Genomic DNA, 23,449 nt, shown 5'->3' with positions numbered 1-23,449 from the left:
CCGGGTAGTCATGTGACTGCGCGGGGTGGGGGCGGCCGGAGGCCGACCCGCCGGGGGACCGCGCGGGGGTCAGCATCCACCGGTGGCGCACCGGTCCCGTCGCGGGGCAGCGCCGCCGCCGCGCCGACACCCGCCCGGAGGACCGATGACCCCGCCCCCGCCGCCCGGCCCGCAGCCGTCCGACCCGCAGTTGCTCGGGCCGCTGCTGCTCGGGCCGCTGCTCGCCCAGCTGCGGCTGGCCCGGGGCTGGAGCCAGCTACGGGTCGCCGCCGAGCTCTGCGCCGCCTCCGGGGTGCCGACCCTCAGCCGCCACGAGATCTCCCGGTGGGAGCGGCAGGCACGCGTTCCCGGCGAGTTCTGGCTCGGCTGGCTCGCCGTCGTCCTGGCGGTCCCGGTCGACCTGCTGACCACCGCCGCGGCCCGCACCCGCAGCCTCGGTCCCCCGCCGGCCGTCGGCGGCTCCCGGCCCCGGGCGGCGCTGCTCGCCCTGGCCCAACGCTGGCTGGCCGACCCGCGCGCCGCGCTGCTGACCGGCGCGTCCGCCCGGCCCGCCGGCCCGGACCGCGATGGAGGGCCTCCGGCCGGGTCCGGGCCGTCCGGCTGCGGGCCGGCGTCGACATCGGCCCCGGGCGGACCGGCGGAACCGGTACGGCTGGCGGAGCCCGTGCGGCTGGCGGAGCCGGTACGGCTGGCGGAGCCGGTACGGCTGGCGGAGCTGCGCCGGCTCGACGACCTCGCCGGCGGGGCCGACCTGGCCGGATTCGGGGCGTACCGGCTGAGGCGAGCGGTGCGGGCGCTGTCCGGGTGCGCCCGCACCGCCCGGCCCCGGCTGCTGCTCGAGCTGGCCGAGTCCGCCCAGCTCGCCGGCTGGCTCGCCGCGGACGCCGGAGACGTGGCCGCGGCACTGCACGCCTACCGGCTCGCGCTGCGCGCCGCCGCCACGGCCGGCGACCCGTCGCTCGCCGGGCACGTGCTCGGCTCGGCCAGTCACCTGCTCACCGGCGTCGGCGACCCGGAGGGCGGGCTGGTGCTGGCCCGCACCGCGTACGCCGGGGCACGGCCGGCGGCCAGCCCCGGCCTGCGGGTCCTGCTGCTGCACCGGGTGGCCCTGGCCGCGGCGCTGGGCGGCCGGGCGGGGGCGGCCCGACAGGCGCTCGACGCGGCCCGCCGGGTGACCGACGCGCCGGATCCGGGGCGCGAGCCGTCGTGGCTCTACTGGCTCGACGGGCCGGAGCTGGCCGCGATGACCGGGCGCACGCTGGTCGCACTGGGCCGACCGCTCCCGGCCGAGGCACCGCTGCACACCGTCCGACGGCGCGGGCCCCGCACCTCCGCGATCTACGGCGGCTGGTTGGCCCGGGGCTACCTGCAACTCGGCGAGGTGGAGCGGGCCTGCGCGGTGGCCGGCGAGGCACTGCTCGACGCGGTCCGCGCCGGGTCGCCCCGCGCGCTGGGTCAGCTGGCCGAGGTGCGCCGCCGGCTGGCCGGGCACGGCGACGAGCCGGCCGTACGGCGGTACCGGGCGCTCGCCGCGGCGGCGGCGCCGTACCTGCCCCGGTCGGGGCCGCCACCTGGGCCGGCCGGCCGGCGGGCCCGCATGTGGCGTGCGGCGCGTCGGGCCCCCGGTGACGCGACGGGGTCCAGCTCGACCGGCTAGCGTCGGGGCGTGACCCACGCTGCTCCTGTTTCCCCCGTCGACCGCGCCGGGCTGCGTCAACGGATCGACAAGGCCCTGACCGAGTTCCTCGCCGGCCAGCGCGCCTGGATGGCCGGGGTCGACGACGCCCTGGCACCGCTCGGCGAGGCGATCGAGGCGTTCGTCCTGCGTGGCGGCAAGCGGCTACGGCCGGCGTTCGCCTACTGGGGGTTCCGGGGAGCCGGCGGGGTGGACACCGACCAGGTGGTCACCGCCCTGGCCGCGCTGGAGTTCGTGCAGGCCAGCGCGCTGATCCACGACGACCTCATGGACCGCTCCGACACCCGGCGCGGTGAGCCGGCCGTGCACCGGCGGTTCGCGGCCCGGCACCGGGCGGCCGGCTGGGGCGGCGACGCGGACGGCTTCGGCGACTCGGCGGCGATCCTGCTGGGCGACCTGTCCCTGGTCTGGTCCGACGAGCTGCTGCACTCCGCCGGGCTGGACCCGCGCACGGTGGCCCGGGCCCGGCCGGTCTTCGACGCCATGCGCACCGAGGTCACCGTCGGCCAGTACCTCGACGTGCTGACCCAGGTCACCGGGGACACCTCGGTGGAGCGGGCCGGCAAGGTCGCCCGCTACAAGTCGGCCAAGTACACCGTCGAACGGCCGCTGCTGCTCGGTGCCGCGCTGGCCGACGCGCCGGCGGAGGTCAGCGCGGCGTACTCCGCGTACGGGCTGCCGCTGGGCGAGGCGTTCCAGCTGCGCGACGACGTGCTGGGGGTCTTCGGCGATCCCGTCCAGACCGGCAAGCCGGCCGGCGACGACCTCCGCGAGGGCAAGCGGACCTACCTGGTGGCGGCGGCCCTGGAGACCACCGACGGGGCGGGCCGGGAACTGCTGCTCGGCGGGCTCGGCGATCCCGGGCTGGACGAGGCCGGGGTCGCCCGGCTGCGGGCGGTGATCGACGGCAGCGGGGCGCTGGCGCGCACGGAGCAGCGCATCGGCGCACTGACCGACACCGCGCTGGCCGCGCTGGCCGCCGTCGACCTGGACACCGAGGCCCGCCAGGCGCTGGTCGACCTGGCCATCGCCGCCACCCGCCGCGCCGACTGACCCGCCCGCACCCGGCCCACGCCCCGCACACGCCTCCGGTCCGGCCCCGCACACGCCACAACCCTGCGCCCCGCCCGGGGGACGCGATCCTGTGCGCGGGCGGGGCTCGGCGCGGACGGGCCGGGGACGGGGGCGGGTGAGGCGCGGACGGGACGGGGCGCGGAGGGGGACGGGGCACGGAGGGGGGACGGGGCACGGAGGGGGGACGGGGCCGGGTGGAGCGCGGACGGGCCGGGGGCGGGGCGCGGACGGGGTCGGGCTGGGAAGTCGGGTCAGAAGCCCAGGGCCTGGGCCCGGCGCTTCACCTCGCGGGCCTGGTCTCCGGCGAGCGCCTTCGCGGGGGTGGCGCCGGGCAGGGTGTCGTCCGGCTCGTAGAGCCAGCGCAGCGCGGCCTCGTCGTCGTAGCCGGCGTCGGCCAGCAGGTTCAGCACGCCGGGCAGGTGCTTGAGCACAGTCTTGTTGGCCACCAGGTCAACCGGTATCCGGCGCACGCCCTCGCGGCGTACGGCGATCAGCTCCCGGTCCCGGATCATCTGGTGGACCTTGCTGATCGACACGTCGAGGCGCTCGGCCACGTCCGGCAGGGTCAGCCAGTCGGCGGCAGCCGCGGGGCCGGCGGATTCGGGACCGGGCACGGCCCGGTCGGCGGGTACTGAATCGGTCACCGGACCACCCTGTCACGTCCCCTCGCATGGGAGCCAACGGCACCCCGACGAGCCTGCTGACCAGGGCGTACGGAGGAAGTGAGCGCCGCGGGACAGTCACAGTCTTACCCCATCTGTAGCATCCTGTTCAACCTTCACCCCCTGGACACATAGACTCCCTGCCGATGGACACACAGGTCGCCGACACGTTGCTGGGCTCGCTGATCGACGGGCGCTACCGCATTCGCGGTCGCGTGGCCCGTGGCGGAATGGCGACCGTGTACACCGCCACGGACGAGCGCCTCGAGCGCACCGTGGCGGTCAAGATCATTCACCCGTCCCAAGCTCCGGATGCGCGGACCAGGGCAGCGGGCTTCGTGGAGCGGTTCACCGACGAGGCCAAGACCATCGCCCGGTTGACCCACCCCAACGTCGTCGCCGTCTACGACCAGGGCACCCACTCCGGCCTGCCCTACCTCGTGATGGAGTACGTCCGGGGTCGCACCCTGCGCGACGTGCTCGCCGAGCGGCGCCGGCTCAACCCCGACGAGGCGCTGGCCATCGCCGAGCAGATGCTCGCCGCGATCGCCGCCGCGCACCGGGCGGGGCTGGTGCACCGCGACGTGAAGCCGGAGAACGTGCTGGTCGCCGAGGCCCCCACCGGCGGCGCGGCCAACCTGGTCGACAGCGTGGTCAAGGTCGCGGACTTCGGGCTGGCCCGGGCCGTCGAGGCGAGCGCCGACGACGAGAACGGCAACCAGTTGATGGCCACCGTCGCGTACGTGGCCCCGGAACTGGTCACCGACGGTCACGCCGACCCCCGCACCGACGTCTACTCCGCCGGCATCGTGCTGTTCGAGATGCTCACCGGTCGGGTGCCCTACGACGGGGACCGCCCGGTCGAGGTCGCCTGGCAGCACGTCGACAAGGACGTTCCGGCGCCGTCGACGCTGGTGCCCGGCCTGCCCAGGTCGCTCGACGAACTGGTCGCCCGGGCCACCCGGCGCGATCCGGGCGCCCGGCCCACCGACGCCGGCGCGCTGCTGGCCGAGGTGCAGGCGGTCCGCGACGACCTGGGCGAGGCGAACACGCGTACCGCCGTGTTGCGCCGGGTGTCCGACGAGCCGATGGCCGGGCCGACCATGATGGTCGCGGCGGTCCGGCCGGCCGAGCGGCCCGCCTGGGCCCGGCTGCCCGAGGGCGGCAGCCCCCGGGCTGGCCGCCGCCGGGCCGAGCCGGACGAGGGCGAGAGCCTGTGGGCGCGGCTGTCCGCGCTGCGTGCCCGGGTCATGGGCGACCCGCGCGGCCGCATCGCGGTCATCGCCGCCGCGGTGGTGCTGGTCCTGGTGGCCGCCGTCGGCGGCTGGTGGTTCGCGGCCGGTCGCTACACGGAGGCGCCGCAACTGGTGGCGATGAGCAAGGCCGAGGCGGAGGCGCAGGCCGCCCGCGCCGGGATCGTCCTCGACTACGCCGCTCCGCGCTTCGACGAGAAGGTCCCGAAGGACGCCGTCCTGGCGCAGGACCCGGTCTCGGCCACCCGGATCGTCAAGGGCGGCACCGTCACGCTGACCCTCTCGCTGGGTCCGGAGCGGTTCCCGGTGCCCGACGTGGTGGGCAAGGAGTTCGAGCTCGCCGAGGCGGACCTGCTCGGCGCGAAGCTGATAGTGGCGAAGGGCGCCGCCCGCTACGACGACAACCTGCCGGCGGGCGTGGTGATCGACACCAACCCGAAGGTCGGCACCGAGGTCAAGCCGGGCGACAAGGTCACGGTCGTGCTGAGCAAGGGCAAGGCGCCGATCTCGGTGCCCAACCTGGTCGGCAAGAGCCTGGGTGAGGCCCGCACGATCCTCGCCCAACTGGGCCTGGTGCTGGTGGAGCCGCCCACCTACAAGGAATCCGACAAGCCCCGCGACGAGATCCTCGGGCAGAGCCCGGCGAACGGCTCCGGGGTGGAGCGGGGAGCGAAGGTCACGCTGGAACTCAGCAAGGGCCCGCCGCTGGTCGCCGTGCCCCGGGTCATCGACCTGCCCTGTCAGCAGGCCAAGCAACTGCTGGAGGGCCAGGGCTTCCCGGTGGCGATCCAGTTCAACCCGAACGGCATCACCCGGTTCCAGAACCCGCCGGAGAACACGCAGGTGGCGCCGGGCACCCCGGTCACCCTCGGATGCATGTAGCGATGCCGGCACACCACCGGCTGGTCGGCTCGCACACGCCCACCTCGGGGGGCCTGGCGAAGGCCGCCCTGCCGTACGTCGACGCGACCGGCTCGCAGGTCGTGCAGGTCTATGTGTCCAACTCGCGGGGCTGGGCGCTGCCGGCCGGCGATCCGGCCCAGGACGTGGCGTTCCGCGACGGCTGCGGCGAGCGGGGCGTGCCGGTCTTCATCCACGCGTCGCTGCTGGTCAACCTCGGCTCCCCCACCGCGAACACGGTCGAGCGGTCGGCCGAGACGCTCGCCCACGCGCTGCGCCGGGGCCGGGCGATCGGCGCCGAGGGCGTGGTCTTCCACGCCGGCAGCGCGGTCGACGAGGGGTACGCCGAGACGGCGATGCGCCAGGTACGCGAGACGCTGCTGCCGCTGCTCGACGAGGCGGCGGCAGCGGACGGCCCGCGGCTGCTGGTCGAGCCGAGCGCGGGCGGCGGTCGCTCGCTCGCCTCCCGCGTGGAACAGCTCGGGCCCTACCTCGACGCGGTCGAGCGCCACCCCTGGCTCGGCGTCTGCTTCGACACGTGCCACGCCTGGGCGGCGGGGCACGACCTGGCCGTCGAGGGCGGCATGACCGCGACGCTGGACACGCTCGTGGCGACGGTCGGGGCCGACCGCCTACGGCTGGTGCACGCGAACGACTCGAAGGACCTCTGCGGCTCGACCCGGGACCGGCACGAGAACATCGGCAAGGGCACCATCGGCGAGCCGGCGTTCGCCGAGCTGATGGCGCATCCGGCCACCGCCGGCGTACCGGTCGTGGTGGAGACCCCCACGGAGAAGCATGTCGGCCACGCCGCCGACATCGCCACCCTGCGGCGGCTGCACCCCTGACGTCCGGGTACGCCGCCGCCCCGGTCAGCCCCGCAGGATGCGGGTGAGGACCTCGATGGCCCGGTCGATGCCGGCGTCGTCGACGTCCAGGTGGGTGACCATGCGGGCCGCGCGGGGGCCGAGCACCGAGACCAGGATGCCCTCGGCACGGGCGGCAGCCGCCAGGGCGTGCGCGTCCAGCGCCGCCTTGGTCAGGTCCAGCGGCACCAGGTTGGTCCGGACGGTCGTGGCGAGCACCCCGAACGGGGCGATCGCCTCGGCCAGCAGGGCGGCCTTCGCGTGGTCGTCGGCGAGCCGTTCGACGTGGTGCGCGAGGGCGTACCGGCCGGCGGCGGCCAGGATGCCGGCCTGCCGCATCCCACCGCCCATCCGCTTGCGGAGGAACCGGGCGCGCTCGATCTTGTCGGCGCTGCCGACGACCAGCGAGCCGACCGGTGCACCGAGCCCCTTGGAGAGGCAGACCGACAGGGTGTCGAAGAGGGCGCCGTAGTCGGCCAGCGGCACCCCGTCGGCGACGTGCGCGTGCCAGATCCGCGCGCCGTCGCAGTGCAGCGCGACCTGCGCGTCGTCGGCGATGCGGCGCAGCTCGCGCAGCGTCGCCAGCGGGATCACCCCGCCGCCGCCCCGGTTGTGGGTCTGCTCGACGGCGATCGCCCGGGTGGGCACCGCCCAGTAGCCGTCGGGACGGATCATGGCGGCGACCACGTCGGGGTCGATGTCCGCGCCGACCGCCGGCCAGGTCCGCGAGGAGATGCCGCCGTACGCCGCGGCGGCCCCGATCTCGTACGTCACGACGTGCGCGTCGGCGTCGCAGAGCAGCTCGTTGCCCGGCGGCACCACCAGTTGCAGGGCGATCTGGTTGGCCATCGAGCCGCTCGGGGCAAACAGCGCCGCCTCGTGCCCGAACAGCGCGGCGACCTCGGCCTCCAGCGCGTTGACGGCGGGATCCTCGCCGTATACGTCGTCGCCGACCTCGGCGGTGGCCATCGCCTCCCGCATCGGAGAGGTCGGCCGGGTCACGGTGTCCGAACGCAGATCGACGAACCCGTCAGCCACGGTCATCCCTTCGGCTACCGACTGCGGGGCTCGCAAGCTCACTCCTCGCGTCAGCCACAGTCATCCCTCCGGCCACCGACTGCGGGGCTCGCAAGCTCACTCCTCGCGTCAGCCACGGAGCATCTCCGCCACGAGGAACGCCAGCTCCAGCGACTGCTGGGTGTTCAGGCGCGGGTCGCAGGCGGTCTCGTACCGGTCGGGCAGGTCGAGGTCCTCGATGCCCTGGGCTCCGCCGAGGCACTCGGTGACGTCCTCACCGGTCAGCTCGACGTGCAACCCACCGGGGTGGGTCTCCAGGCCCCGGTGCACCTCGAAGTAGCCGAGCACCTCGTCGACGATGCGGTCGAAGTGCCGGGTCTTGTAGCCGTTGGACGACTCGTGCGTGTTGCCGTGCATCGGGTCGCACTGCCAGACCACCTTGGCGCCGGCGGCGGTCACCTTCGCCACGATCGGCGGCAGGGCGTCGCGGACCCGGTGGTTGCCCATCCGGCTGATCAGGGTGAGCCGGCCCGGGATGTTCTCCGGGTTGAGCTTCTCGCAGAGTTCGATCGCCTCGTCGGGGGTCGTCGTCGGGCCCAGCTTGACGCCGATGGGGTTCGCGATGCGGGAGATGAAGTCGATGTGCGCCCCGTCGATCTGCCGGGTGCGCTCGCCGATCCACAGGAAGTGCCCGGACAGCCCGTACGCCCGGCGGTCGGAGACCCGGGTCAGCGCCCGGTCGTACTCCAGGGCCAGGGCCTCGTGCGAGCAGTAGAGGGTGACCGTACGCAGCGCCTCGTCGTCGGTCATCCCGCAGGCCCGGATGAAGGCCAGCGCCCGGTCGATCTCCCGGGCGATCGCCTCGTAGCGCTCGCCGGCCGGGGAGTTCTTGACGAAGCCCTTGTTCCAGTCGTGCACGGCGTGCAGGTCGGCCAGCCCGCCGGCGAGGTACGCGCGGAGCATGTTCATCGCGGCGGCCGAGTTCGCGTACGCCCGGATCATGCGCTGCGGGTCCGCGGCCCGCGCCTCCGGCGTCGCCTCCAGCGAGTTGATCATGTCGCCGCGGTAGGCGGGCAGGCCGCGCGCGTCGGTCGGCAGCGACCGGGGCTTGGTGTACTGCCCGGCGACCCGGGCGACCTTGACCACCGGCAGCGAGGCACCGTAGGTGAGCACGATCGCCATCTGGAGTAGGGTGCGGGCGTTGGCCAGCAGGTGGCTCTCGGTGTTGTCGGCGAAGGTCTCCGCGCAGTCCCCGCCCTGGAGCAGGAACGCCTTGCCCTCGCAGACCAGCGCCAGCCGCTGGCGCAACTGGTCGACCTCGTAGGGCGCCACCACCGAGGGCACCGTGTCGAGCACCTTGCAGACCTCGGCGACCTCCGCCGGATCCGGCCACGGCGGAATCTGTGTGCGCGGCAGCTCCCGCCAGCGGTCGAGGCCGAGGGCCGCGTCCTCGGCGGAGTCGACGGTCGGACGGCTGGTCTGCAGCCCAGGGCTGCCCACCGCGGGATGGCTCAGCTGATGCCACTCATGGCGCATGACAGAAAGCGTACGGCGACCGGCCCCGCGGCCTGCCGGCGAGGGGGATGGTTCCGGCAGGTGAGAGCAGACTCACCCGGGCGCAGGTCAGGGGGTTGCGGCGGGGGCCGGGGTGTTGCCGCCCGGCGCCTCGGCGGCGATGCACCAGTCGGCGCCGTCCCGGGTGACCGTGAACAGCAGCGGCCGGGTGATCGTGCGGGAGCCGGCGGCGACCGAGATCGACGTGCTCACCTCCTGGCCCCGGGGACCGGAGCGGATGTCGGTGATCTCGGCCTGCGGCACGGTGAAGTGGTCGGCGAAGTCGCCGTTGGGGCCGGTCGCGGCGGCGTCGAAGCTCTCCTGGAGGGCGGCGCAGAGCTGGCTGCGTCCGGCGGCGACGTCCTTGGCGGTCATCGCGTCGAGGTACGCCTGCACCCGCTCCCGCGACTTCGCGGCGGCCTCCTCGGCCGGGGCCCGCCCGGGCTTGGTCGCCTGGTCCTCCTCCTCGCCGATGCCGCAGCCGAGCAGGGCGAAGGGCAGGGTCCCGAGCAGTACGGCGCCCGCCGCCAGCCTCCCGCGCGTCGCGCGCATCGCCACCTCCGTCGCCGTGGACATCGAGCCCGTTGAGCGGCGAGTCTGTCACATCGACCGACGTGCCCCGACGCCGCCGCGCCCGAACCGGACGATCCGGGCGTCGGCGGGACACAGCCGGCGGGGAGGGACCGGTGCGCGGTCCCTCCCCGCCGTGTGGGTGGTGCGTCGGCACTCGGCTCAGCCGAGACCGCCCTTGATGGCGCCGATCAGCTCGCCGTTACCGGTGTCACCGGAGAGCTCCCAGAAGAAGGCGCCACCGAGGCCCTGGTTCTTCGCGTACGTCATCTTGCCGTTGATCGTGGAGGGGGTGTCGTAGCTCCACCAGTTGCTGCCGCACTTGGCGTACGCCGTGCCGGCGATGGTGCCGGTGCTCGGGCAGCTGTTCTTGAGGACCTTGTAGTCCTCGATGCCCTGCTCGTAGGTGCCCGGGGCCGGACCGGTGGCGGTGCCACCCGGGGCGGCCTGGGTCACCCCGGTCCAGCCCCGGCCGTAGAAGCCGATGCCGAGCAGCAGCTTGTCCGACGGGATGCCCTTGCTCTTGAGCTTCTGGATCGCCGCGTCGGACCAGAAGCCCTGCTGCGGGATGCCCGTGTACGAGGTGAGCGGCGAGTGCGGGGCGGTGGGGCCCTGGGCGGCCCACGCGCCGAAGTAGTCGTACGTCATCGGCATGATCCAGTTGAGGTACGTCGCGGCGCCGGCGTAGTCGGTCGCGTCGATCTTGCCGCCGTTGCTGCCGTCCGCCGTGATCGCGGCGGTCACCAGCGCGGAGGAGCCGAACTTCGTACGCAGCGCGCTGACCACGTTCTTGAAGGCGTTCGGGCCGCTGCTGTCACAGGTGAGCCCGCAGGCGTTCGGGTACTCCCAGTCGACGTCGATGCCGTCGAAGACGTCCGCCCAGCGCGGGTCCTCGACCAGGTTGTAGCAGCTCTCGGCGAAGGCGGTCGGGTTCTGCGCGGCCTGGGTGAAGCCGCCGGACCAGGTCCAACCGCCGAAGGACCAGATCACCTTCAGGTTCGGGTACATCTTCTTGAGCTTGCGCAGCTGGTTGAAGCTGCCGCGCAGCGGCTGGTCCCACGTGTCGGCGACGCCGTCGACGCTGTCCGCCGCGGTGTACGCCTTCTCGTAGTCGGCGAAGCTGTCACCGATGGTGCAGCGACCGTTGGTGGTGTTGCCGAAGGCGTACATGATGTGGGTCAGCTTGGCGGCCGAGCCGCTGGTGTGGATGTTCTTCACGTGGTAGTTGCGGGCGTAGACGCCCCACTGCGCGAAGTAGCCGACGACCTTCTTGCCACCCGGCGGGGTGGTGGGCGGCGGCGTGGTCGGCGGCGGGGTGGTGGGCGGTGCCGTGGTCGGCGGGGTCGTGGTGGGTGGGGTCGTGGTGGGTGGGGTCGTGGTGGGCGGTGCGGTGGTGGGCGGTGCGCCGCCGCCGCACGCGGCCCCGTTGATCGTGCAGTTCAGCGGCGCCTTGTACGCGCCGGTGCCGTTGTAGCCCCAGCTGAACGTGCCGCCCGCCGGGATCGAACCGGCCCAGCTCTTCTTCACCGCGACGTAATGGTCGCCGGTGCGCGTGACGTCGGCGTCCCAGGAGCTGCTGATGCTGGTGCCCGACGGCAGGTCGAACTCGATGCGCCAGGTGCTCACCGCGGCGCTCGACCCGTTGGTGATGGTCACCCGCGTCTCGTGACCGGTCCCCCAGTCCTGCACCTTGGCGAATCCGGCAGTCACGCTGCCGGCGCCGAACGCACTGGCCATCGGGACCGTGGCGACGGTCACCGCCATCACGGCGCCGACCCAGAGGGCCCGGCGGAGCGATCTCTTCATGCGGCGTCTCCCCAAACAGTTAGGAAACTTTCCAAATTGGTTGGGGAGACGCTACTCACGTCGTCATCCCTTCGTCAAGATGTGCATGTATCGATTTCGTCTGGGAGCGCGACCAGCTCCGGCCGTCCGCCGGGCGAATGCCGGACGGCGACGGCGACGACCCCGGTGGTGGCCGCCGCCGGCCCGGGGGCTGCGGGTAGCTTCGGTCCATGACCGTCTTCGACACCCCGATCGACGCCCTGACCGGTGGCCCGGCCGACCTCGCGCGGTACCGCGGACGCGCGCTGCTGGTCGTCAACGTCGCCTCGCGCTGCGGCCTCACCCCGCAGTACGCCGGCCTCCAGGCGCTGCACGACGAGTACGCCGGCCGCGGCCTGGTGGTGCTCGGCGTGCCCTGCAACCAGTTCGGCGGCCAGGAGCCGGGCAGCGCCGCCGAGATCAGCGACTTCTGCGACGTCAACTACGGGGTGACCTTCCCGCTGACCGGGAAAGTGGAGGTGAACGGCCCCGGCCGCCACCCGCTCTACGCGGCCCTGGTCGGCACCGCCGACGCCGAGGGCCACAGCGGCGACGTGCGGTGGAACTTCGAGAAGTTCCTCGTCGCGCCGGACGGCACGGTGGCGGCCCGGTTCGCGCCGGCAGTCGAGCCCGGCGCGGCCGACCTGCGCGCCGCGATCGAGAAGGTGCTGCCCCCGGCGGCCTGACACCCGGGCGGCGCGGACGTCCGACGTGGACTCGCCGCGCCACTGCGTGTCAGCCGGACTACGATCGGCGACACCGGGGTGGTCCTGGCGGAAGGGGGCGGGATGTTCTTCGCGGTGCAGGAAGAGCGCGCACCGGGCCAGGTCCCGCCCGGCCACCACGTCAGCATCCAGGCTCCGCTCGACGCCGGTCGGGTGGTGCTGGACGCCGCCGTGCCCGACGACGTGCTGCGCGACCAGGGCCGGCTGCGGCACCTCCCGCCGGCCCCCGGGCACCTCGACGCCGCCGGGCGGCACCGCTTCGCGCTGGCGCACCTGCTCGCACGGGTCGAGGGGGCGGTGTCCTACATCCGGATGCCGCCGGAGGATTTGCCGCCGTTCGTCTGGGAACTCTTCGCGACGGCGGGACCGGTGGTGTTCGCCTGGCGCGACCCGACGACCGGCGACCGCGTCGAGCGGGTGGTGACGGCAATCCGGCGCGACGGCGACCCGGACGACCGGACCGGGTGCACCCCGACGCGGCCCCGCCGGCCGTGACCGCACGGTTCTCCGCGCGACGACGGCGAGTCAGGCACCAGGCGGAATTGTCGACCGTAAAGATAGGGAATTCCGACACCGCGAGCGGAGTTGGGACGGACATGACAACTGTGGGACTGATCGGCAGTGGACACATCGGCGGCACGGTGGCGCGGCTGGCGGTGGCCGCCGGCTACGACGTGGTGCTGAGCAACTCGCGCGGCCCGGAGACCCTCAAGGACCTCGTCGAGGAGTTGGGCCCGCGCGCCCGGGCGGCCACGGCCCGGGAGGCCGCGCAGGCCGGCGACCTGGTCGTCGTCACCATCCCGCTGAAGGCGTACCGGGACGTGCCGGTCGAGCCGCTCGCCGGCAAGCTCGTGCTCGACACCAACAACTACTACCCGGAACGGGACGGCCGGTTCCCCGAGCTCGACTCAGGCGCCACCACCAGCAGCGAGTTGCTCCAGCGGCACCTGCCGCAGTCGCGGGTGGTCAAGGTGTTCAACAACATCTTCTTCAAGCACCTGCACGTACTGGCCCGGCCGAGCGGCGCCGACGACCGCAGCGCCCTGCCCGTCGCCGGCGACGACGCGGGCGCGAAGGCCGAGGCCACGGCCTTCCTCGACCGGATCGGCTACGACGCCGTGGACGCCGGGACCCTCGCCGAGAGCTGGCGCTACCAGCCCGACACCCCCGCGTACGGGACCATCTACTCCGCCGATCCGGCGGACTGGGAGCGTGAGGCGCCCGCCGACGCCGCCAAGGTACGCGCCGCCCTGACCGAAGCCACCCGCTGAACCGACCGCCTCGGCCAATCCGGTGCCGGCCCGCGTCGCGATGAGCCCTCGGCCCGGCGGGTCGCACCACGGACGGTGCGACCCGCCGGGCCCGGCTAGTCTTCGGCCGTGCAGCTCACCACCGTGGACGACATCATCGCGGCCGAGCGGCGCGTCGCGGGGCGGGTCGTCCGCACCCCGCTGCTGCCCTGCCCCCGCCTCGGCGACCCGCTGCGGCTCGACCTCGCGGTCAAGGCGGAGAACCTCCAGCACACCGGCAGCTTCAAGGTGCGGGGCGCGCTCAACGCGCTGCTCGCCCGCGTCGAACGGGAGGGGGCACCCGCCGGGCTGACCGCCTTCTCCGCGGGCAACCACGCGGCGGCCGTGGCCTTCGCCGGGCACGCCTTCGGCCTGCCGACAGTCGTCTGCATGCCGCCGCAGGCGGTGCCGGCCAAGGTCGAGACGGTCCGCCGCTACGGCGGTGAGGTCGTCCTCACCGACGATCTGTCGGGGACCTGCCAGGCGCTCGCGGCGGAGCGCGGCTACCACCTCCTGCACCCGTTCGACGACGTGGACGTCATCGCCGGTCAGGCCACCGTCGGCAGGGAGATCCTCGCCGACGGTCCACCGCCGGAGCTGGTCCTCGTGCCGGTGGGTGGTGGCGGGCTGATCAGCGGGGTGGCGTCGGCCGTCCGGGCGGCCGTTCCGAGCGCCCGTGTCGTCGGGGTCGAGCCGGTCACCGCCAACGCCCTCGGCCACGCGCTGCGCACCGGGGGCGACGCCCTCGCGGTGCGGCCCGTCTCGATCGCCGACGGGCTGGCGGCCCCGTTCGCCGGGCGGCACACACTGGCGCACGTCCGCGCCCTGGTGGACGAGGTGGTCGAGGTGTCCGAGGAGGACATCCGGGCCGCCTGGTGGGAGCTGCTGGACGCGACGAAACTGCTGGTCGAGCCCTCCGCCGCCGTCACCCTCGCCGCGTTGCGGGCGGGCCTGGTGGACGCCGTCCCGGGCACGCGTACCGTGCTGGTCCTCAGCGGCGGCAACGTCTCCCCGGCCACGCTCGCGTCCCTGGCGTGAGCACCAGCGGGCCAGACATGACCGGCTCCCCCGGCGCCGGTCCTGGCGGCGGGTGCGCGCGCCCAGCCGCGTCCTTCCCGCTCGGCTCAGGCCGGGACGAGCCCACGGTTTGTAGCTAACCTTCCTTGACGAGGCATCAACCTGTAGCTAAGTTTCGACCAAACCGACGGGAGGGGCGACATGGAGCGTAGAAAGTTCCTGGCCGGAGCGGGTGCGGTGACCGCGGGCGCGGTCGCGGCGACGGCCCCCGGCGCGGCCGGTCACGCCGCGCCCGGCATCCGCCACGTGGAGACCGGGCTCGACGTGCTCGTCCGGTCCGACTTCGCGGACCTCGCCGGCCAGCGGGTGGGCGTGATCTCGAACCCCACCGGCGTGGACTCGGCCTACCGGCACCTGGTCGACCTGATGCACGCTTCCGGCACCGTACGGCTGGCCGCCGCGTTCGGGCCCGAGCACGGCTTCCGCGGCTCGGCGCAGGCCGGGGGCAGCGAGGGCACCGGCATCGACGCCCGCACCGGGATCACGGTCTACGACGCGTACGGCGCCACGCTGGCCAAGTGGGAATCCATGTTCACCGAGGCCGGCGTCGACACCGTCGTCTTCGACATCCAGGACGTCGGCGCCCGCTTCTACACCTACATCTGGACCATGTACACCTCGATGCTGGCCGCCGCCCGCGTCGGCAAGCGGTACGTGGTGCTGGACCGGCCGAACCCGGTCGGCGGCCGGGCCTACGGGCCGATGATGACCGCCGGCTACACCTCGGGGGTGGGCCTGAAGGAGATCGTCCAGCAGCACGGGATGACCGTCGGCGAGCTGGCCCAATTCTTCAACGCCGAGTTCCTGCCCGCCGAGGCCGGCCGCCAGGTCGACCTGCACGTCGTGAAGTGCCGGCACTGGAAGCGCGACAAGCTGGCCGCCGACACCGACCTGCCCTGGGTGCTGCCCAGCCCGAACATGCCCACCACGGACACCGCGCTGGTCTACCCCGGCACCGGCCTGTTCGAGGGCGTCGCCTCGCTCACCGAGGGCCGGGGCACCTGCAAGCCGTTCGAGCTGATCGGCGGGCTGGCCGAGGACTTCGACTACCACTGGTCCGACCGGCTCAACGCCCGCGAGCTGCCCGGCGTCGAGTTCCGCGAGGCGTACTTCACGCCGACGTCCGCCGGGCAGAAGCCCGCGCTGCTCAACAAGCTCTGCGCCGGGGTCGAGGTCAAGGTCGTCGACCGGGCGAAGTACGACCCGATCCGTACGGCGGTCGCGATGCTGGTGGAGGCGCACAAGTACGACGCGTTCGCGTGGCGGCGCGACTCGTGGGACACCGTGCGCCCGTACTGGATCGACAAGCTCACCGGGTCGCCACGGCTGCGCACGATGATCGACGCGGGCGCCGACGTGGACGACGTGGTCGGCGCCTGGGCCGACGAGCTGGCGGACTTCGACCGCCGCCGCAGGCCCCACCTGCTCTACTGACCGCCCGATCAGGCGCGGGCGCGAGTCGACGATCCAGTTCGTTCGGCTCGCGCCCGCGCCTGACTCGTCACTTCCGGCTACGGGGCCCTGCCGCCTGACCGGCTGGCCGGTGCGCGTCGAGGAAGACGCGTACGCCGGTGGTGGCGTAGTGCTCGAGTTCGGCGCCGGCGGGCATCTGGTCCGTGCCGCAGAACAGGACCCGGTTCCAGGGGATCGACAACACGAGCCAGCAGAACTGGTACGCGGCGAGCCTCGGTTCGTCGACCCGCAGCAGCCCGCGTTCGTGCAGGTGGGCGAAGCAGTCGGCGAGTGAGGCGGTCACCCGCTGCGGGCCCTGCTCATAGAAGGTACGACCCAGCTCGGGAAACCGGTCTGCCTCGGCGATCACCAGGCGGCGCAGCCGCATCACGTCAGGCTGGATGACGAACGTGACGAACCGCCGGGCCAGCGCGGTGAGGTCGGCGTCCAGGTCCTCGGTGTCGTGCAGCGCGTCGACCGCCGAGCGGAACATCTCGTCGACCTGCCCGACCGAACTCTCGATCAGCTCGGTGAACAGCCGCTCCTTGCTGGCGAAGTGCTTGTAGACCGTCTGTTTCGACACGGCGGCGGTGGCGGCGACCTCGTCCATGCTGGCCCCCATGTAGCCGTTGCGCAGGAACACCTCGGCGGCAGCCGCCAGGATGGCGGCGCGCTTGCGGGCCGATCTGTTGCCCGCCGGCTCCGGCGTACCCGTTGCTGGTGTGGTCATGGTTGGCGCTCCTCAGGTCCGGCCCTCTCAGCCCCAAGAGAGTACTGGACAGTCCAGTTCTCCTTCAGTACCGTACCGTCTAGTTCCGTTGCGCCCCCGTACGGCAACCGCGACGAATCCCCCACGCCTTGTGAGAGAGCAGCCGATGACCGCGCACAGCGCCCTGCCGCCCGTCGCCACGCCCACCGTGAGCGACCTCAGCCCCACCCGCACCCTGATCGCCGCCGGCCTACTCCCCGGGCCACTGTTCACCCTGGTCGCGGCGACCCAGATCCTCACCCGCGACGGATTCGACCTACGGCACCATCCGCTCAGCGCGCTCAGCCTCGGCGACGCCGGCTGGGTCCAGATCGCCAACTTCGTGATCGCCGGCGCGCTGTCGGCCGCCTTCGCGGTCGGCGTCCGGCGTGGCCTGCGTGGCGGCCCGGCCGGCACCTGGGGACCCGTCCTCCTCGGCGGCTACGGCATCGGGCTGATCGCCGCCGGATTGTTCGTCACGGACGGCGCCTACGGCTTCCCCGCGGGCGCCCCAGCCGGGCTGCCGGCCACCTTCAGCTGGCACGCCATGGTCCACGGCGCGGCCGCCACCCTGGCGTTCCTGTCACTGACCGCCGCCTGCGGCGTCTTCGCGCGCCGGTTCGTCACCCAGCGACGGCCGGTGTGGGCCGCCGCGAGCCTCGCCACCGGCGTCGCGGTGCCGGTCCTCGCCGCCTGGCCGGGTACGGGCGCCGCCAGCATCCGCCTGGCCGTCGCCACGCTGCTGGCCTGGGCCTGGCTCACCGCACTCGCCGCGCAGCTACGGGCGGACCACCGCACCGCAGGCTGACCCGCCGGGTCCACCGACCGACCACATCGGCCGCAGGGCCGACGAAGCGCACCCCTCGTGACCGACGATCGGAGACTCCCATGTCCTTCCAGGCGTACCTCGACAACGTCGAGGCCAAGACGGGCAAGACCCCGCAGCAGTTCATCGACATGGCGCGGACGAAGGAACTGACCCGGCACGGCGACATCCTCGACTGGCTCAAGACCGACTACCAGCTGGGCACCGGTCACGCCCGCGCCATCGCGCACGTCATCCTGCACGGACCCGAGTTCGAGGTACGGCACACCACCGGCCCGCACCGCGACGCGTCGGGAGTGCTCGAACTCGACGGCAAGCGCCGACCCGAATGACGGGCGACCCGCCCCATGGCCCGGTCCCGGTGACCATCAGCGCTGCGGGCGCGGTGGCGCTCACGGTCAGCTCGTGCGGGTCAGCTCCAGTACGGGGATGGTGCGAATCCCCGCGGTCTTGCGCGCGTAGTCGGCGAAGCCGGGGTACCGGCTGGCCTGCTCGTCGAAGATCCGGTCACGCTCCTCGCCGGTCAGTTCACGCACCGCCACGGTATAGGTCTCCGTGCCTCGCTCGATGGTTCCCTCACCGGCTGATGTCAGGTTGTAGTACCAGCCCGGGTTCTCCGGGGCGCCGCCCTTGGACGCGAAGACGTAGATGACGTTCCCGTCGGTCTCATTCGGCAGATACATCATCGGGCTGACCATCTCGCGGCCGCTCTTGCGGCCCCGATGGTGCACCAGCACCATCGGGGCGCCGGCGAACGGGCCGCCGACGCGGCCCGAGTTCGCCCGGAACTCTTCGATGACCTTCGTGTTCCAGTCGCTCATCGTCACTCCTTGTCTGCGGCAAGCTCGCTCGGTCCATTGTTGTCGGACCGCCGCGCGCGGCCTGGGGTACATGCGGCGTGGGAAGTCGCCCCGCACCACCGCCATGGAGCGATCCGACGCTCAGTCGGCTCTGCTCAGCCCCAGCGACGGCAGGTACAGGGGTGTGTTGCCGGTTGCCGCGACCCAGCCCCGGTAGGACAGGTCGGCCGGGTCGGAGATCCGGAATCCGTCGCGGAGTCCCGTGACTGTCATGGCCGCGACGCGGCGGTGGTCGTCCAGGGTGACCGGCCAGTCGAACTCCACGTCGAGTCGGCGGACCGCTGCCCAAGCTCGTAGGCGAGTCGGTGCAGCAGGGCGTCGACGTCTCGGGCCGGTAGCCGCGCCGGCCGGGCCAGGCACGCGGCAGCGCCAGTTCGCGGATGCTGCCCGAGGTCAGCGACCCGGTCCGTGGGACGGCAGCCTCGTGTTCACCTATTCAGTCGGCCTGGGCGGCCAGTTCGCGGGCGCGGTCGCGGGCCGCCTCCAGCGCGGCGAGCAGCGCCGCCCGTACGCCGTGCTTCTCCAGCTCGCGTACGGCGGAGATGGTGGTGCCGGCCGGCGAGGTGACCGCCTCGCGCAGCTTCACCGGGTGCTCGCCGGAGTCGCGCAGCATCACGGCCGAGCCGATGGCGGTCTGCACGATCAGCTCGTGCGCGACCTGCCGGGGCAGGCCGAGCAGGATGCCGGCGTCGATCATCGCCTCGACGAGCAGGTAGAAGTACGCCGGCCCGGAGCCGGAGAGTGCGGTCACCGCGTCCTGCTGGGACTCGGGCACCCGGACGGTCGAACCCAGCGGCTTGAACATCTCCTCGGCCAACGCGAGGTGCGTGCCGGTCGCGTGCGCGCCGGCGGAGATCGCCGTCATCGCCTGGTCGACCAGGGCCGGGGTGTTGGTCATCACCCGCACCACGGGCGTGCCGTCGGGCAGCCGGCGGTTGAAGAAGCTGGTGGGCAGGCCGGCGCAGAGGGAGATCACGAGCTTGTCGGCGGGCACCTTCGGCCCGATCTCGTCGAGCAGCGTCGCCGCGTCCTGCGGCTTGACGGAGACGGCGAGCACCTCCGCCTCGGCCACCGCCGTGAGGTTGTCGACCACCCGGATCCCGTAGCGGGCGGTCAGCTCCTCAGCGCGGGCGGGCCGACGCGCGGTGGCGAGCAGCCGGTCCACCGGCCAGCCCGACCGCAGCAGCCCGGAGAGCATCAGCTCGCCGATCTTGCCGGCCCCGATGACCGCGACCGTGTGCACCGAACCCGCCATCGCGGTCGTACCCCCTCGCCGTGAGCCGGCGGGGGGGGGGGGGGGGGGCCGCGCCCCCCCCCCCCCCGCGGCCCCCCCCCCCCCCCCCCCCCCCCCCCCCCCCCCCCCCCCCCGGCGGGGGGGGGGGGGGCGCCAACAGCGCCCCCCCACGCCGTGGAAAACGATCAGCTGCCGAAGAAGACCTCGGCCTCGGCGTACCGCTCCAGCGGCACGGTCTTCAGCTCGCGGGTGGCCTCGGCCAGCGGAACGCGGACGATGTCCGTGCTCTGCATGGCGACCATCTTGCCCCAGTCGCCCTCGTGGACCGCGTCGATCGCCTGAAGGCCGAGCCGGGTGGCGAGCACCCGGTCGAAGGCGCTCGGGGTGCCGCCGCGCTGGATGTGCCCGAGCACGACGGTGCGGGCCTCCTTGCCGGTCTTGGCCTCCAGCTGCTCGGCGAGCCACTGACCGATGCCGCCGAGGCGGACGTGGCCGAACGCGTCGAGTTCCTGGTTGTGCAGGACCATCTGGCCGTCCAGCGGCTGGGCGCCCTCGGCGACCACGACGATCGGGGCGTACTGGTGCTGGAAGCGCTTCTCGACGTAGCCGGCGACCTGCTCGACGTCGAACTGCCGCTCGGGCAGCAGGATCACGTTGGCGCCACCGGCCAGGCCGGCGTGCAGGGCGATCCAGCCGGCGTGCCGGCCCATCACCTCGACGACCAGGGTGCGGTGGTGGCTCTCGGCGGTGGTGTGCAGCCGGTCGATCGCCTCCATGGCGATGTTGACGGCGGTGTCGAAGCCGAAGGTGTAGTCGGTGGCCCCGAGGTCGTTGTCGATCGTCTTCGGTACGCCGATCACGTGGACCCCGAGCTCGTGCAGCTTGGTGGCCACGCCGAGGGTGTCCTCGCCGCCGATCGCGATGAGCGCGTCGACGCCCTGGGCGGCGAGGTTCTCCTTGATCCGCTCGACGCCGTTCTCGATCTTGAAGGGGTTGGTCCGGGACGAACCGAGGATGGTGCCGCCGCGCGGCAGGATGCCGCGGACCTCCGCGATGCCCAGCGGGCGGGACAGGCCCTCCAGCGGGCCCTTCCAGCCGTCCCGGAAACCCACGAACTCGTGACCGTAGCTGGCGACGCCCTTGCGGACCACCGCCCGGATGACCGCGTTGAGACCTGGGCAGTCGCCGCCGCCGGTGAGCACGCCGATACGCATGATCGCTCATCCTCCTGGAGCATCAGGTGAAGCCCGATTTGCCCCAGGATATGTGTCGGATCAGACCATCGGCGCCGTTGCCGGCCCGGGGCGGGCCGTCAGTGCGCACTGTAGTCGTCGCAGGCGTACCTCGACACCGCGCCCCGGGGCGATCCCACCGACAGCGGGACCTACCGGTCAGTAGCTGACCTCGTGGTTCTCCCCCGCCTTCGGCGGCTGGCCGGTCACCGCCGCCTTGGCGAAGCCGAACAGGTTGACCACCGTGCTCGACGGAGAGTCCCAGTACTCCGCGGAACTCGCGTGCACCTTGAGCAGGGTGACGCCGGGGGTCTCCAGCCCGTCCGGGAACCAGGTCTTGAGCACCGGGTTCCAGAGCTGTTCGGCCTTCGCCCGGTCGTACTCCTCCCGCGCGGTGCCCGCGACCGACACCCAGGCGTTGCGCCGGGAGTCGGAGAAGGAGACGTTGACCTCGGGGTTCACGCGGATCTGCCGGACCTTGGCGGAGTCGGCGTACGCGAAGAACCACAGGTCGCCGTCGAACTCCGCCTCCTGCAGTCCCATCGGACGGCTCACCATCCGGCCGTCCACGGCGGTCGTGGTCAGCATGCAGATGCGGGCCTCGCGGACCAGTTCGGTCACCCGGCGCCGGGCCTCGGCGGCGTTGGTCGGTTCCTTGCTCATGGGCCCTCCCTCACATCGGCTCGACGTCGCACCGGTGCCCGGGACAGAACCGACCAAACCTACGAACCGGTCATCGCCCGCCACCGGGCCAGGTTGTGCCGGGCGTCGACCAGCGCGTCGTGCCGCGCCGCGTCGGCGTCCGGCAGCGGCGGCCGGCCCCGGTCGTCCCAGAGCTGGCGCAGGTCCTTGGTGAACCGGGGAATCTCCCGGGGCAACGCCGGCATGGCGCCCCACAGCTGCGCCAGGGCCACGTGGTCGTACGCGGCGTACCAGGCCCAGAGCTCCAACTGCTCGCCCGGGCGGTCCCGGACCGGCTCGACGAGGAAGTCGTACAGCTCGTCGCGGATGCGCTCCCGGGAACGCCAGGCGCGGTTCGCCGGGGAGGGCAGCTTGTCGAGCACGTTGCGGCGCACCCAGGGCACGGCCCGCGAGTCGTCGAACTCGGTGGAGACGGCGTAGAACTCACGGCCGTACTCGTCGACGACGCCGATCGACACCAGGTCGACGAGCCGGCCGTCCTCGATGAACTCGCAGTCGTAGAAGTAGCGGTAGACCATCGCCCGCCATCCTCGCCCACGCCCGTCGCGCCCGGGTCACCGGGGCGGCCGGGTCCGGGCGGCGCCGACGCCGACGACCGCCACCAGGACGGTCGCCGCAGCTCGGGAGTGTCACGGAAGTGTTTTGAGGGGTGTACAGCAAGCGACCGGAGCGTCATGATCTGATGTGTACCGCTACCGGACGCCGAACCGGTGTCATTCACCTCGTCGAGGGCCTTCAGGTTCACCCGGTGAGCGAGTTGTGGTCCTTGACCGGGGGAGGGGTTGGGCCGTGGAGATGCGCCTACCGGAGCCGGGTGACGCGCTCACGGGTGTGGAGATGTTCGCCGGGCTGGAGCCGGAGGTCCGGCAGCGGGTGATCGCCGCGGCGGTCCCCCGCACGTACCGCAAGGGTCAGTTGCTCTTCGTCGAGAACGACCCCGGCGAGTCCCTCATCGTGCTGCGTCGGGGCGCGGTCGCGGTCTTCCGCACCGCGCCGACCGGCGAGCGGGCGGTGCTGTCGGTGATCCGTCCGCCGGACGTGCTGGGCGAGGTGTCCCTGCTCGACGCCTCCACCCGCTCCGCCTCGGCCGAGGCGATCGAGGACTGCGCGGCGCTCGCGCTGTCCCGGGGCGCCTTCATGGAGCTGGTGCACTCCAACCCGCGCATCCTCGACGCGGTGATGCGCTCGCTGGGCGGGCTGATCCGCCGGCTGACCGAGCAGAACGCCGACCACGTCTTCCTGGACCTGCCCGGCCGGGTCGCCAAGACCCTGGTGCGGCTGGCCGGCGAGAGCCAGGCCCCGATGATCACGATCGAGCTCAACCAGAGCCAGCTCGCCGAGATGGCCGGCGGCTCGCGGCAGAGCGTCAACCAGGCCATCGGCTCGTTCGCCAACCGGGGCTGGCTGCGCACGGAGGGCCGGCGCATCGTGGTCACGGACGTGGCGGCGCTGCGGCGCCGCGCGGGCATGAGCGAGCGCTGAGGCGTACGCGAAAAGGGGCCGCGGCGGTCGCCGCGGCCCCTTCGTTCGTGGGGTGTCGTCAGGGGGTGTTGCTGCCCGGCCCGACCCAGTTGGTGCTGCCCGGCCCGACCCACTCCGTGCCGTCCTTGCCGCCACCGGACTGCTCGCTGACGATGCCCTGTGCCTGGAGCGCGGCCAGCGTGGCGGCGTCCACGTCGACGGAGTCGCCCGCGAGGTGGTTCACCCCGTTGCCGTCGGTCCAGTCACTCTGCAACATCACGTACACCATCGGGAATCCCCCTGTGGTCAAAGGTCGACAATCAGCCGCCTGACTGTAGCGGCAGGACCGGCCGGTGGACTGTCCACAAACCAACAGCCCGGTACCCGACAGCAGGGCGGACGACGATACTGACACCACAACGGCGCC

The 23,449-nt window shown here is 73.1% G+C and carries 24 protein-coding genes and 1 pseudogene; 12 read left to right on the top strand and 13 right to left on the bottom strand.

Annotated features, from left to right (window positions below):
• The first annotated feature begins 145 nt into the window (after window positions 1-145).
• Window positions 146-1,657 carry a transcriptional regulator gene (locus tag ACGFIG_RS12715; protein WP_393002153.1) on the top strand — a complete coding sequence of 504 codons (1,512 nt, stop codon included), beginning with the start codon at window positions 146-148 and terminating at the stop codon, window positions 1,655-1,657.
• A 9-nt stretch (window positions 1,658-1,666) separates the two neighbouring features.
• Complete coding sequence (locus ACGFIG_RS12710) at window positions 1,667-2,749, top strand: polyprenyl synthetase family protein (RefSeq protein WP_393002151.1); 1,083 nt, start codon at window positions 1,667-1,669, stop codon at window positions 2,747-2,749.
• A 272-nt stretch (window positions 2,750-3,021) separates the two neighbouring features.
• Here ACGFIG_RS12710 and ACGFIG_RS12705 read toward each other — a convergent pair whose 3' ends face one another.
• Window positions 3,022-3,414: an Rv2175c family DNA-binding protein gene (locus ACGFIG_RS12705; RefSeq protein WP_393002149.1), complete on the bottom strand. Its 393-nt coding sequence runs from the start codon at window positions 3,412-3,414 to the stop codon at window positions 3,022-3,024.
• Between the two features lie 164 nt (window positions 3,415-3,578).
• Here ACGFIG_RS12705 and pknB point away from each other — a divergent pair, with 164 nt between their 5' ends.
• Window positions 3,579-5,567: a Stk1 family PASTA domain-containing Ser/Thr kinase gene (gene pknB, locus ACGFIG_RS12700; RefSeq protein ID WP_393002147.1), complete on the top strand. Its 1,989-nt coding sequence runs from the start codon at window positions 3,579-3,581 to the stop codon at window positions 5,565-5,567.
• Between the two features lie 2 nt (window positions 5,568-5,569).
• Window positions 5,570-6,433 (top strand): deoxyribonuclease IV, encoded by an 864-nt coding sequence (locus ACGFIG_RS12695; protein WP_393002145.1) that lies wholly within the window; start codon window positions 5,570-5,572, stop codon window positions 6,431-6,433.
• A 24-nt stretch (window positions 6,434-6,457) separates the two neighbouring features.
• On the opposite strand, the gene ACGFIG_RS12690 is transcribed toward ACGFIG_RS12695, so the two are convergent.
• The 4 genes from ACGFIG_RS12690 to ACGFIG_RS12675 all read right to left on the bottom strand — a co-directional run bounded on the left by ACGFIG_RS12690 (window position 6,458) and on the right by ACGFIG_RS12675 (window position 11,398).
• Window positions 6,458-7,495: a threonine aldolase family protein gene (locus tag ACGFIG_RS12690; RefSeq protein ID WP_393002143.1), complete on the bottom strand. Its 1,038-nt coding sequence runs from the start codon at window positions 7,493-7,495 to the stop codon at window positions 6,458-6,460.
• A 102-nt stretch (window positions 7,496-7,597) separates the two neighbouring features.
• On the bottom strand, window positions 7,598-9,004 hold the full coding sequence (locus ACGFIG_RS12685; protein WP_393002141.1) for a class II 3-deoxy-7-phosphoheptulonate synthase: 1,407 nt from the start codon (window positions 9,002-9,004) through the stop codon (window positions 7,598-7,600).
• Window positions 9,005-9,091: 87 nt separating this feature from the next.
• Window positions 9,092-9,574 (bottom strand): hypothetical protein, encoded by a 483-nt coding sequence (locus tag ACGFIG_RS12680; RefSeq protein WP_393002139.1) that lies wholly within the window; start codon window positions 9,572-9,574, stop codon window positions 9,092-9,094.
• Between the two features lie 180 nt (window positions 9,575-9,754).
• Window positions 9,755-11,398, bottom strand: a complete 1,644-nt coding sequence (locus ACGFIG_RS12675) for a glycosyl hydrolase family 18 protein (protein WP_393002137.1) — start codon at window positions 11,396-11,398, stop codon at window positions 9,755-9,757.
• 209 nt (window positions 11,399-11,607) lie between these two features.
• Between ACGFIG_RS12675 and ACGFIG_RS12670 the strand changes: the two genes are divergently transcribed.
• The 5 genes from ACGFIG_RS12670 to ACGFIG_RS12650 all read left to right on the top strand — a co-directional run bounded on the left by ACGFIG_RS12670 (window position 11,608) and on the right by ACGFIG_RS12650 (window position 15,941).
• A complete protein-coding gene (locus ACGFIG_RS12670; RefSeq protein WP_393002135.1) occupies window positions 11,608-12,102 on the top strand; it encodes a glutathione peroxidase in 495 nt (164 codons plus the stop codon).
• 102 nt (window positions 12,103-12,204) lie between these two features.
• Window positions 12,205-12,636 carry a hypothetical protein gene (locus tag ACGFIG_RS12665; protein ID WP_393002133.1) on the top strand — a complete coding sequence of 144 codons (432 nt, stop codon included), beginning with the start codon at window positions 12,205-12,207 and terminating at the stop codon, window positions 12,634-12,636.
• Window positions 12,606-13,412, top strand: a complete 807-nt coding sequence (locus tag ACGFIG_RS12660) for an NADPH-dependent F420 reductase (protein ID WP_393002131.1) — start codon at window positions 12,606-12,608, stop codon at window positions 13,410-13,412. Before ACGFIG_RS12665 ends, ACGFIG_RS12660 begins: the two co-directional genes overlap by 31 nt.
• 108 nt (window positions 13,413-13,520) lie before the next feature.
• A complete protein-coding gene (locus tag ACGFIG_RS12655; protein WP_393002129.1) occupies window positions 13,521-14,468 on the top strand; it encodes a threonine/serine dehydratase in 948 nt (315 codons plus the stop codon).
• Window positions 14,469-14,648: 180 nt separating this feature from the next.
• Complete coding sequence (locus tag ACGFIG_RS12650) at window positions 14,649-15,941, top strand: exo-beta-N-acetylmuramidase NamZ domain-containing protein (RefSeq protein WP_393002127.1); 1,293 nt, start codon at window positions 14,649-14,651, stop codon at window positions 15,939-15,941.
• Between the two features lie 67 nt (window positions 15,942-16,008).
• Here ACGFIG_RS12650 and ACGFIG_RS12645 read toward each other — a convergent pair whose 3' ends face one another.
• Window positions 16,009-16,689: a TetR/AcrR family transcriptional regulator gene (locus tag ACGFIG_RS12645; protein ID WP_393002125.1), complete on the bottom strand. Its 681-nt coding sequence runs from the start codon at window positions 16,687-16,689 to the stop codon at window positions 16,009-16,011.
• Window positions 16,690-16,834: 145 nt separating this feature from the next.
• Between ACGFIG_RS12645 and ACGFIG_RS12640 the strand changes: the two genes are divergently transcribed.
• Both ACGFIG_RS12640 and ACGFIG_RS12635 read left to right on the top strand, forming a co-directional pair.
• Entirely contained in the window at window positions 16,835-17,515 is a 681-nt protein-coding gene (locus tag ACGFIG_RS12640; RefSeq protein WP_393002123.1) for a DUF998 domain-containing protein, read from the top strand.
• A gap of 80 nt (window positions 17,516-17,595) precedes the next feature.
• Window positions 17,596-17,865 carry a DUF4287 domain-containing protein gene (locus tag ACGFIG_RS12635; protein WP_393002121.1) on the top strand — a complete coding sequence of 90 codons (270 nt, stop codon included), beginning with the start codon at window positions 17,596-17,598 and terminating at the stop codon, window positions 17,863-17,865.
• A 66-nt stretch (window positions 17,866-17,931) separates the two neighbouring features.
• On the opposite strand, the gene ACGFIG_RS12630 is transcribed toward ACGFIG_RS12635, so the two are convergent.
• The 6 genes and pseudogenes from ACGFIG_RS12630 to ACGFIG_RS12605 form a co-directional block, all read right to left on the bottom strand.
• The gene (locus ACGFIG_RS12630; RefSeq protein ID WP_393002119.1) at window positions 17,932-18,354 is read right to left on the bottom strand and encodes a nitroreductase family deazaflavin-dependent oxidoreductase; all 423 of its coding nucleotides are present in this window, start codon (window positions 18,352-18,354) and stop codon (window positions 17,932-17,934) included.
• Between the two features lie 120 nt (window positions 18,355-18,474).
• Window positions 18,475-18,759: pseudogene (locus tag ACGFIG_RS12625) on the bottom strand (hypothetical protein); the annotation flags it as partial.
• Window positions 18,760-18,829: 70 nt separating this feature from the next.
• Window positions 18,830-19,648 carry a pyrroline-5-carboxylate reductase gene (gene proC, locus ACGFIG_RS12620; RefSeq protein ID WP_393002117.1) on the bottom strand — a complete coding sequence of 273 codons (819 nt, stop codon included), beginning with the start codon at window positions 19,646-19,648 and terminating at the stop codon, window positions 18,830-18,832.
• Window positions 19,649-19,812: 164 nt separating this feature from the next.
• Window positions 19,813-20,841 carry a 6-phosphofructokinase gene (locus tag ACGFIG_RS12615; RefSeq protein ID WP_132236203.1) on the bottom strand — a complete coding sequence of 343 codons (1,029 nt, stop codon included), beginning with the start codon at window positions 20,839-20,841 and terminating at the stop codon, window positions 19,813-19,815.
• 177 nt (window positions 20,842-21,018) lie between these two features.
• Complete coding sequence (locus ACGFIG_RS12610) at window positions 21,019-21,522, bottom strand: pyridoxamine 5'-phosphate oxidase family protein (protein WP_393002115.1); 504 nt, start codon at window positions 21,520-21,522, stop codon at window positions 21,019-21,021.
• A gap of 59 nt (window positions 21,523-21,581) precedes the next feature.
• Window positions 21,582-22,079: a polyadenylate-specific 3'-exoribonuclease AS gene (locus ACGFIG_RS12605; RefSeq protein ID WP_089003323.1), complete on the bottom strand. Its 498-nt coding sequence runs from the start codon at window positions 22,077-22,079 to the stop codon at window positions 21,582-21,584.
• Between the two features lie 271 nt (window positions 22,080-22,350).
• Between ACGFIG_RS12605 and ACGFIG_RS12600 the strand changes: the two genes are divergently transcribed.
• Window positions 22,351-23,043 (top strand): Crp/Fnr family transcriptional regulator, encoded by a 693-nt coding sequence (locus ACGFIG_RS12600; protein WP_121400498.1) that lies wholly within the window; start codon window positions 22,351-22,353, stop codon window positions 23,041-23,043.
• Between the two features lie 58 nt (window positions 23,044-23,101).
• Here ACGFIG_RS12600 and ACGFIG_RS12595 read toward each other — a convergent pair whose 3' ends face one another.
• Window positions 23,102-23,311 (bottom strand): hypothetical protein, encoded by a 210-nt coding sequence (locus ACGFIG_RS12595; RefSeq protein ID WP_393002113.1) that lies wholly within the window; start codon window positions 23,309-23,311, stop codon window positions 23,102-23,104.
• Window positions 23,312-23,449: the final 138 nt, after the last annotated feature.

Origin of the sequence: Micromonospora sp. NPDC049048 (assembly GCF_043197615.1) — a bacterium.
Classification (GTDB): domain Bacteria; phylum Actinomycetota; class Actinomycetes; order Mycobacteriales; family Micromonosporaceae; genus Micromonospora.
This window is presented reverse-complemented; position numbering and strand designations above follow the sequence as displayed.